Genomic DNA, 9,485 nt, shown 5'->3' on the forward strand with positions numbered 1-9,485 from the left:
CGGGAGGGGCAAACCTAGCGGGTCGGGTGCGGCCCCGCACGCCGCCGGCCCGGAGTCCGCAGGCTCGGAGTCCGCAGGCCGGAGGGGCAGGGGAGGCGCCAGACGCCTTTCCCCGCGACAGCGCCCGGGCCGCGCGGGCAGAGTGGCGCTTCGTGTCCGCTCCGACTCCGTCCGCCCCCTTCCGGTTCCGGCCCGGCCCGTTGCACTGGCTCGCGCTTGTCGTGAGCGTGTTGCCGCTCGCGTACTACGCGTTCTCTCCGCGCGTGGGCGACCTGTACCTGTACTTCAGCACGGCCCACGCCTTCCTGGGCGGCGCGGTCCCCAACGTCGACTTCCGCTTCGAATACCCGCCCTACGCGCTCCTGTGGTTCGTGCCCGCCGCCTGGGTGGGCGGTGACGAGCGCGGCTTCGTCCTCGCCTTCGGTCTGCAGCTCACGCTCCTCGACGCGTGCCTCAAGTGGCTCCTGCTGTCCGAAGGCGTGCGGCGCTGGGGCACGGCCTGGCGCGCGTGGGTGCCGCTCGCCGCGTACAGTGTCGCGAGCTGGATCCAGAGCATCCACTACCTCAAGCGCTATGATCTCATCCCCGCGGTGTTCGTGCTGGCCGCGCTGGTGGCCCTGATGCGGCGGCGCGAGGGGTGGGCGGGCGTGGCGCTCGCGGTGGGCACCGTCACCAAGCTGTACCCGGCGGTGCTCGTCCCGCTGGCCCTGGCCGTGTGCTGGCGGCGGGGCCTGAAGCCCACGCGGGCGTTGCTGCTGGGGCTCGTCGTGGGCGTGCTGCCGCTGCTTCCCCTGAGCCTGCTGTGGCCGTGGTGGCGGTTCGCGTCGTTCCATGTGGAGCGGGGGCTCCAGGTGGAGGCGCTGAGCGCGGGCCTGCTGTGGGCCGCGAAGCTGATGGGGCTTGCCCAGGTGCAGTGGGTCAAGGCGCTGGCCGCGTATGAGCTGCACGGCCCCGCCGCCGAAGCGGTGCGCGTCCTCACCCGCTACATCTGGGTGGCGGGCTCGCTGGCGGCCGCGGGGCTGTCCGTGTGGGGCGCGTGGCGCAAGCCGCCCCAGCACATCGAGGACCTGGCCCGGCTGGCGCTGGTGCCGCTCGTGGCCTTCGTCATCCTCAACCCGGTGCTGAGCCCGCAGTACCTCATCTGGCTCACCGGGGCCGCCGCGCTCGCGCTGCTCTCCGGCACGGTGGGGCCGTCCGTCGTGGTGCTTGTCGCCGCGGCCATCACCCGGGGCCTGTTCGCGGGAAGCACGTACTACTCCGGCCTCCAGTGGCCCCACACGGTGCTGCTGCTCGTGCGCAACGGGATGGTGCTGGGGGCGGGCCTCGCCTGGGCCCGCGAGGTGTGGCGCCTGGGACGACGGCCGGGTGTGCCCGTGGCGGAAGAAGCGCCCGTGCCGACGCCGCCGACCTGAGCGCGCCTGCCCGCCCGGAGGGGTCCAGGGCGAGGGGGCCGCACCGCCCCCAAAGGACCCCGGCGCGCGATGCGAAGCCACCCCCTCGCTGTTAGGGGGAGGCCATGGCCCGCCCGGTGAGAGTGGAGACCCTGCTGCCTGTCGAGGTGGACTTCCAGCGCGAGCGCGCCTCCGGGCTGCGCCGCTCCGGGGACAGCCTGGAGAAGGTGCTCGATGCGTTGTCCCGCTCCGAGCGCGAGCTGCGCGCGTCGAGCGGCCCCGCGCGGGCAGAGCGCTACCCGGCGTACCGCGCGCTCTGGAAGGAGGCGGAGCGGCTGCGCTGGAACCTCACCGTGCAGCGCGAGGCCTGCGGCCTGCGCAACCACCGCGACCTGGACCTCATCTACCCCCTGCCACCCCTGTTGAAGGAGTGACCGGACCTCAGGGCCTCAGGGCCTCAGGGCGTGGTGCGCCACGCGGCCATGGCGAAGAGGACCCAGCCCGCGAGGAAGCCCAGGCCCCCCAGCGGGGTGACGGCGCCCAGCACGCGCACCCCGGAGAGGGCGAGCGCATAGAGGCTGCCGGAGAACAGGACGATGCCCGCGAGCATCGCCCACCCGGCGGCGGACAGGAGGGGCGAGGGGCGCGTGACGCCCAGCAACCCCACGGCCACCAGCGCGAGCGCGTGGTACATGTGGTAGCGCGCGCCTGTTTCGAAGATGACCTGCAAATCCTGCGGAAGCCGGGCACGCAACGCATGCGCCCCGAAGGCTCCCGCCGCCACGGACAGGAAAGCGTTCACCGCTCCGACCACGAGCCACCACCGCATGTTCGAGTGCCTTTCTTCGCGGGCTTGACTGCGGCACGCTACACCGCGCCTGAAGGCAGCGTCCTGGCCGAACCCGCACCCGCCCCAGCCGCTCCCATCCCGATGATGACTTCTCCTTCCTTCCAGCCGACCCCGTCGATCCCCTTCGAGCTGCGCCAGTCTCCCATCCAGGGGCTCGGTGCCTTCGCCACCCGCCGCATCCGCAAGGGGGCGCGCATCATCGAGTACATCGGTGAGCGCATCACCCAGGCCGAAGCGGACGTGCGCTACGACGACGAGTCGATGGAGCGCCACCACACCTTCCTCTTCAACCTGGATGACGACACGGTGCTGGACGCGGGCACGGTGCACAACGAGTCGCGCTACATCAACCACTCGTGCGAGCCCAACTGCCAGTCGCTCATCGACAAGGGCCACATCCACATCTACGCGCTGCGCACCATCGAGCCGGGCGAGGAGCTGACGTACGACTACGCCTACGAGCGCACGCCGGAGATGGACGACGACGCCGAGGGGCTCTACCTCTGCCGCTGCGGCACGCCCTCCTGCCGGGGCACCATCCTCGCCCCGGAGAAGAAGGCCCCCGCACGCCGCAAGAAGCCCGCGAGCAAGGCCAAGCGCTCCGCCAAGGCCCCGTCGAAGTCGAAGTCCCAGGTCGCCTCCAAGTCCAAGGCGTCCTCCAAGACCAAGGCCGCCTCGAAGTCGAAGTCCCAGGCGACCTCCCGCTCGAAGTCCGCGGGCCGGGGCCGCCGCGCCGCGAGCTGAGCGCCAAAGCCCCGCGCGCGCAGAAGGGGGCGGGGATTAGAGTGAGGGCGTGAAAGACGTCCTGCGCCTGCTGCTCACCGAAGCCCCCGAGTCTCCCTCGCTCGACTCCGTGGACGCCTGGTGGCGCCGGCACCTCGCGGTGCTGCCGCGCTTCCAGGCTCCCGCGGACCAGGCGCTCGCCAGCGGGTTCCGCATGGATCGGCTGGGGTTCGCGTTCGCCTCCGGCTACCACGCCGCGCTGCGCTCCCTCGTCCCCCAGCTCCCGGCGGACCGGCGCGGCGCGCTCTGCGCCACCGAGCCCGGCGGTGGGCACCCCAGCGCCATGGAGACGACGCTCACGCCGGAGGGCACCGGCTGGAGGCTCGACGGGCAGAAGACCTACGTCACCCTGGGCACGCACGCGGAAGTGCTCCTGGTGGTCGCCACCGAGGGCCGCGACGCGCAGGGGCGCAACCGCCTGCGCATGGTGCGGGTGGACGCGAAGCAGCCCGGCGTGCACGTGGAGCCGCTGCCCGCGCTGTCCTTCGTGCCGGAGGTGCCCCACGCGGCGCTGCGGCTGGAGGGCGTCACCGTGAGCGCGGAGGACGTGCTGCCCGGGGATGGCTACACGCGCTACCTGCGGCCGTTCCGCACCGTGGAGGACTGCCACGTCAACCTGGCGGTGCTGGGCTGGCTGGTGAAGGTGGGCCGCCGCTGCGGCTGGCCGGTGGCGCTGCGCGAGGAGCTGGTGGCCCTCGCGGTGCTGATGCGGGCGCTGGCGCAGGAGAACCCCAGCGACCCCGGCGTCCACGTGGCGCTGGGCGGTGCGTTCACGCAATTACAGCGCGCGCTGGAACGCTGCGAGACGGCCTGGGAGGGCGTGGACGTGGAGACGCGGGAGCGGTGGCAGCGTGACCGGCGCCTGCTCGACCTGGCGTCCCGGGTGCGGATGATGCGGCTGGAGTCCGCACGACAGAAGCTGGCCGGGGGCGGCACCGAGGACTGAGGCCGCCCCACGGCCGGGAGACATCCGGCCTAGTACCGGCCGCCGCCCGCGGCGGAGACGATGGCGGACAGGATGCGGTTCTCCACGCCCCAGACGGCCTTGTTCATGCCCTTCACGCCCGCGCCGCGCATGTAGTCCGTGAAGTCGTGCAGCGCGGTGGAGCGCTGCATGCGCTCTGTCTTGGCGGCGTAGAGCAGCGGCGTGCCCGGCGCGCCCGTGAGCCCCAGGTCGGGACAGGCCTCCGACAGCGCGGCGCGGTCGATGCCCGTCACCGCGGACAGCATCGCCACGGTGAACTGGTGCACCGGCAGCTCGCGCGCGTTGGGCACCTTCTCCAGCACCTTCGCGCGGTCCTTCGGATCCGTGGCCAGCTGCTCCAGCTTCACCTTGGACATCTCCAGAATCTGCGCGTTGGTGACGTGCTTGTTGTCCAGGATGGCGCGGTCGAACAGGCTCGAAGGCGTGTCACCCTTGATGGTGATGTTCACGTCCTGGAGCCGCGCGCGCATCGTCTGGATGGCGCGGCCGACCTCGGTGTTGGGGCCGCCCCGCCACGCGCCCGCCACCGGCGCCGCCGGAGGCTGGGTCGACCGCACCCGCGCCAGCTCCGCGCGGTTGAGCACGTCCGCGCGCGACACCTGGGTGACCTGATTGGTCCGGGCCGGCTGCGCGGCCGGAGCCTGCGTGCGGGAAGACGCTGCGGGGGGCACAGCGGTGGGGCGGTTGCGGATGGACGTCATGGACACCTTCTACCGTGGATTTCGGGTAACGGATTATCCGCCGGGCGGGCAGGGGAGTTGCCTGGTCGCCGTGCTCCAGCGCGTGCGTTCCACCCGAGGACCGCTATGGTGCGCGCCATGGCCCCGCGCTTTCCCACCCAGTTCGCCGACCTGCTCACCCCCAAAGGCCGCCGCATTCTCGAAGGTCGAGACCCCGAAACGTGTGGCGCGCTCCTGGACCCCACGCGCCCCTTCATCGCGCTGCAAGGCGTCATCGACGTGAAGAAGGCCGCGGAGGCCCGCGACGTGCTGGACGCGGCGCTGCGCGACACGCTGGTGACGATGGAGGACCCCATCCCGGAGGACTCCATCTCCGGCATGGTGGAGAACTACACGGAGGCCCTGCCCAAGACGGTGCGGGTGCGCACCGCGCTCCTGGAGAGCCGGCGCTCGCGCTCGTGGCGCGCGGCGGAGGAAGTGGGCCTGGTGGCGCTCCTGCGCAGTGACACCTTCGCGGGGTTCGCGGCGGCGGTGAGCGGCCGGGCGCTCAAGCGCTCCTGGGGCATCCAGGTGCTCTGCTACGGCCCCGGCGACTACACGGGCCCGCACAACGACCACCACCCGGAGGAGGCGGACGCGCGCGACGGCTACGTGGACATGCACGTCAGCCTGACGATGCCCGCCGTGGACCACCAGTACCTCGTGTACGCGAAGGGCGGGCACTTCTCCGAACTGACGAAGGTCAGCACCGTGGGCGGCATCACCGTGTACCGGCTGCCCTTCTGGCACTACACGACGCCGCTTTGCGCGAAGAAGGCCCGCGAGGACGCCGCGCGGCGCTGGGTGCTCCTGGGGACGTTCCTGGACGCCGGGCCCCGGACGCGCGCCTCCTCCACCATCCTGCCGCCGGGCGCACGTCCGCCTGTCGGGGGAACGACACTCGGACGTGGCACCGGGGCCGGACGGCGTTAGCGTGCCGGGCCCATGAGCCCCACCGACACCGACAAGCAGGCCGGAGACCTCCTCCAGTACATCGACGCGTCGCCCACGCCGTACCACGCGGTGCGGGAGACGGCGCGCCGTCTCACCGCCGCGGGGTACCGCGCGCTCGACGAACGGGAGTCCTGGTCCCTCAAGCCCGGGGACAAGGTCTTCGTCGTGCGCGGCGACACGAGCATCGCCGCCTTCCAGCTGGGCACGAAGCCCACGGACGCCACCGGCTTCCGGCTGGTGGGCTCGCACACGGACTCGCCCAACCTGCGCCTCAAGCCGAACTCGCCCGTCAACCGCCACGGCTACCAGCAGCTCGGCGTGGAGATCTACGGCGGGGTGCTGCTGCACACGTGGACGGACCGCGACCTGTCGCTCGCGGGCCGCGTGGTGGTGCTGAACAACGGCCGCCCGCAGCACCACCTGGTGGACTTCCGCCGGCCGCTGTTGCGCGTGCCCAACCTGGCCATCCACCTGAACCGCGGCGTCAACACGGACGGGCTGAAGCTCAACCCGCAGGAGCACATGGTGCCGGTGCTGGGCCTGGAGAGCGCGGGCCCCGCGGAGCTGCGCGCGCTGCTGGTGGAGGAGCTGGCGAAGGAGGGCGTGACGGCGGCCGCGGACGACCTGCTGGGCTACGACTTGTGCCTCTACGACGTGCAGCCGTCCACCCGCTCGGGCCTGCACGGGGAGTTCCTCCACGCGCCCCGCCTGGACAACCTGGCCAGTTGCCACACCGGCCTCACCGCACTGCTGTCGCCGACCGGCCCTCGTGAGGCCACCTGCGGCGTGGTGCTCTACGACCACGAGGAGTGCGGCAGCCGCAGCGCGCAGGGCGCCGCGTCGCCGTTCCTGAAGGACCTGCTGGAGCGCATCGTCCAGGGGCACTCCGACGGCCGCGCGGACGCGTTCCACCGCAGCATCCGCCGCTCGTTCCTGGTGAGCGCGGACATGGCGCACGCGGTGCATCCCAACTACCCGTCCATGCACGAGCCGAAGCACCAGCCGCAGCTGGGCGGCGGGCCCGTCATCAAGACCAACGTCAACCAGTCCTACGCGACGGACGGCGAGTCGTGGGCGCACTTCGCCACGCTGTGCCGCGAGGCGGGCGTCACGCCCCAGCACTTCGTCACGCGCACGGACCTGGGCTGCGGCAGCACCATTGGCCCCATCACGGCGGGGCAGCTGGGCATCCGCACGGTGGACGTGGGCAACCCCATGCTGTCCATGCACTCCATCCGGGAGCTGGCCGCCGCGTCCGACGTGGCCCGCATGGTGGCGGTGCTGACGCGCTTCTTCGCCTGAGACAAAGGAAGAGGCGGGCCCGGTTTCGACACCGGACCCGCCTCAGGATGCTTCAAGAAGCTTGCGTGACGACTAGTTCACGCCGACCGCGGTCCAGGCGTCCTTCACCTTCTGGACCTGGTTGGAGTCCGCGCCGTACAGGTCCGTGGCGGACTTGATGGTGGCCTCGCGGGCCTGCGCGAAGTTCGTCTTCGGGGTCATGTACGTGGTGAGGGCGCGGCCGAAGATCTTGAGGCCGTCCTCCATCCCGATGCCGCCCTTCACTTCCAGGCCGGAGGTGCGGTTCTTGCCGCCCTCCACGAGGAGGTAGAAGGCGTTGTTGGAGATGCCGCTGGAGCCGTGCACCTCCGTCTGCTTCGGGTAGTTCTTGTAGTTGTCGACCGAGTAGTTGTCCTTGGTCGGGTCGTTCATGTAGCGCAGGCCGTCGTGCGGGTCGCCGTTCGTCGGCGTCCAGGCGGCCTCGCCCACGGTCCAGTTCCACTTGGCCTCGGGGTTCTTCTGGGCGGCGTGCCACTCCACGCCCGTGCCGATGATGTCGGAGAAGGACTCGTTGAGGCCACCGGACTCGCCGCTGTAGATGAGGCCGGCGGTGCGCTCGGTGAGGCCGTGCGCGATCTCATGGCCGGCGATGTCCAGCGTGGTGAGCGGGCCGGACTGCTTGCCGTCGCCGTCGCCGTAGCTCATCTTCTCGCCGTCCCAGAACGCGTTCACGTAGTTGTTGCGCACGTGCACGTAGCTGACGAGCTTCTCGCCCGCGCCGTCGATGGAGTCACGGCCCAGGACGTCCTTGAGGAAGTCGTACGTCGCGGAGGCGCCGTAGTGCGCGTCGATGCCGGCCTTGGCGCGCGCCGGGTCGGTGGCCTCGCCCCACTTGTCGTTGTTGTCGGTGATCTTCGTCTGACCGCTGGCCGTGTTCGCGTTCTTCGCGTCGTAGGTCACCACGCCCTTGCCGCGCGTCGAGTCCTCCAGCGAGTACGTGCCGTCCGCGTTCTTCGTGGTCTTCAGGTCGACGTGGCCGCTGTACATCGTCTGGTCGTCCGCGACGCCCACGGGGTCCGTCGGGGGAGGCGTGGAGGGCTTGCCCGTGACGGTGAGGCCCCACGACTGCAGGGTGCCCGTGTCGCGCTTGGCCTTGTCCTCGACCGTGATGGTCCAGTCGCCCTTGGCCTTCTCGCCCGCGAACGCGGACAGGTCGAAGCTGCCCTTCACGTCGTCAACGCCGCCACCCTTGCGGTTCTGCACGACGGCCGTCTTGCCGGACGGGCTGGTCAGGCTGATGGTGAGGTCGCCGCTGTACGTGTGCTTGATGTCCAGGTCCAGCTTCAGCTGGTCGACCGTGATGTCGTTCGAGACGGTGACCTTCGACGTGGCCTTGCCCATGTCCGGGATGGGCGCGTTCGGGGTCGCCAGCACCGTCGTCTGCTGGGTGTCACCCGCGGCCGCCGGGCGCGAGTAGCCGCCAATCTTGTTGAAGCTCTCCAGCACCTTCCCCGTGTTGGCGTCGATGATGTAGTTCTGCTTCTTCGGCTTCTCCTGGCCGGCGATCTGCGTCACCTCCACCTGGTAGGCCGAGTGGTACTTGCCGGCCTGGTCCTGGTAGATGACGCGCTCGGAAGAGGGCTGCTTGTCGGCCTTGCCGCCCAGCTCCTTCTTCGCGATGTCGATGGCCTGCTGGGGCGCCAGCTTCGGCTTCTGCGAACCCAGGCCCGCCGGGATGGCGTTCTGCTCACCGGTGACGCTGGACACCTTGCCGTCCTTGCCCAGGTGGCTGATGACCTGCTCGCCAAACACCTTCACGCCCTCGTGCATGCGGTCCAGGCGCACGTGGGTCATGCCCAGCGCGTCGCGCTCGACGCTCTTGGGCACCAGGGTCGCGCCGGCCTTGTTGGCCGCCAGCAGCGTCTGCGCCGTCATCGGCGGGGTGAGGTGCTTCAGCGACGTCTGGATGGCCGACTGGGCGTCCTTGCTGTCCAGCGCGAGGCGGCCCGCGGGGGCGCCCTGCGTCGACGTCGTCGTCGGGGGCACGATGGCCGCGGCGACATTGGCGCCACCCACGCCCTTGACGGACTCGAAGCCGTCCTTCACGCGCAGGACGTTCTGGGCCTTGGGCGCCGTCTTCGAAGTGTCGGTGGAGGGACGGAGGGTGACGGGCGTCTGACCTTCGGTGCGGCGGATGCTCATGTGGGTCACTCACACTGCAAGGGGGATGAACAATTCTCGCATACCGGACTCCGAGAGTTTCCTGTGGGGCAAGGAAGTTAAGCTGAATAATTAGAATTCACTGGATAGCTTTGGTTGGGTTCCATGAATTGCGGCAGTTGACACGCCGATTTTACTTGCAGCAGGGGTCCTACTGGACCCGAACTCAGGAATTAACCGACGCAGGGCGCCATAATTCGAGTGTTTAATGGCGGGGAAAAAGGCGGAAAATCACCGGAAAAATCCGCTGGGGCAGGAAGGTGGGGTGGCGGGAGGCGGACGGCGGACTGATACAGTGGGGG

The 9,485-nt window shown here is 70.4% G+C and carries 9 protein-coding genes; 6 read left to right on the forward strand and 3 right to left on the reverse strand.

Annotated elements, in window-relative coordinates:
- Positions 1-152: 152 nt before the first annotated feature.
- Positions 153-1,412, forward strand: coding sequence for a glycosyltransferase family 87 protein (locus D7X12_RS34915; protein ID WP_244224961.1), 1,260 nt, complete (start codon positions 153-155; stop codon positions 1,410-1,412).
- Between the two features lie 116 nt (positions 1,413-1,528).
- A complete protein-coding gene (locus D7X12_RS34920; RefSeq protein WP_244224962.1) occupies positions 1,529-1,825 on the forward strand; it encodes a hypothetical protein in 297 nt (98 codons plus the stop codon).
- 23 nt (positions 1,826-1,848) lie between these two features.
- Here the strand turns inward: D7X12_RS34920 and D7X12_RS34925 are convergent, their stop codons facing one another.
- The gene (locus D7X12_RS34925; RefSeq protein ID WP_120629536.1) at positions 1,849-2,220 is read right to left on the reverse strand and encodes a DUF423 domain-containing protein; all 372 of its coding nucleotides are present in this window, start codon (positions 2,218-2,220) and stop codon (positions 1,849-1,851) included.
- Positions 2,221-2,325: 105 nt separating this feature from the next.
- On the opposite strand from D7X12_RS34925, the gene D7X12_RS34930 reads away from it, so the two are divergent.
- Both D7X12_RS34930 and D7X12_RS34935 read left to right on the forward strand, forming a co-directional pair.
- Positions 2,326-2,985 carry an SET domain-containing protein gene (locus D7X12_RS34930; protein WP_120629542.1) on the forward strand — a complete coding sequence of 220 codons (660 nt, stop codon included), beginning with the start codon at positions 2,326-2,328 and terminating at the stop codon, positions 2,983-2,985.
- 49 nt (positions 2,986-3,034) lie between these two features.
- Positions 3,035-3,970 (forward strand): acyl-CoA dehydrogenase family protein, encoded by a 936-nt coding sequence (locus D7X12_RS34935; RefSeq protein ID WP_120629537.1) that lies wholly within the window; start codon positions 3,035-3,037, stop codon positions 3,968-3,970.
- 29 nt (positions 3,971-3,999) lie between these two features.
- Here D7X12_RS34935 and D7X12_RS34940 read toward each other — a convergent pair whose 3' ends face one another.
- Complete coding sequence (locus D7X12_RS34940) at positions 4,000-4,710, reverse strand: hypothetical protein (protein WP_120629538.1); 711 nt, start codon at positions 4,708-4,710, stop codon at positions 4,000-4,002.
- Between the two features lie 117 nt (positions 4,711-4,827).
- Between D7X12_RS34940 and D7X12_RS34945 the strand changes: the two genes are divergently transcribed.
- Complete coding sequence (locus D7X12_RS34945; protein ID WP_167509085.1) at positions 4,828-5,661, forward strand: zinc-binding metallopeptidase family protein; 834 nt, start codon at positions 4,828-4,830, stop codon at positions 5,659-5,661.
- 12 nt (positions 5,662-5,673) lie between these two features.
- The gene (locus tag D7X12_RS34950) at positions 5,674-6,984 is read left to right on the forward strand and encodes a M18 family aminopeptidase (protein WP_120629540.1); all 1,311 of its coding nucleotides are present in this window, start codon (positions 5,674-5,676) and stop codon (positions 6,982-6,984) included.
- 72 nt (positions 6,985-7,056) lie between these two features.
- On the opposite strand, the gene D7X12_RS34955 is transcribed toward D7X12_RS34950, so the two are convergent.
- Positions 7,057-9,165, reverse strand: a complete 2,109-nt coding sequence (locus D7X12_RS34955) for a M4 family metallopeptidase (protein ID WP_120629541.1) — start codon at positions 9,163-9,165, stop codon at positions 7,057-7,059.
- Between the last annotated feature and the right edge of the window lie 320 nt (positions 9,166-9,485).

Origin of the sequence: Corallococcus sicarius (genome assembly GCF_003611735.1) — a bacterium.
In the GTDB taxonomy this organism is placed as follows: Bacteria; Myxococcota; Myxococcia; order Myxococcales; family Myxococcaceae; genus Corallococcus; species Corallococcus sicarius.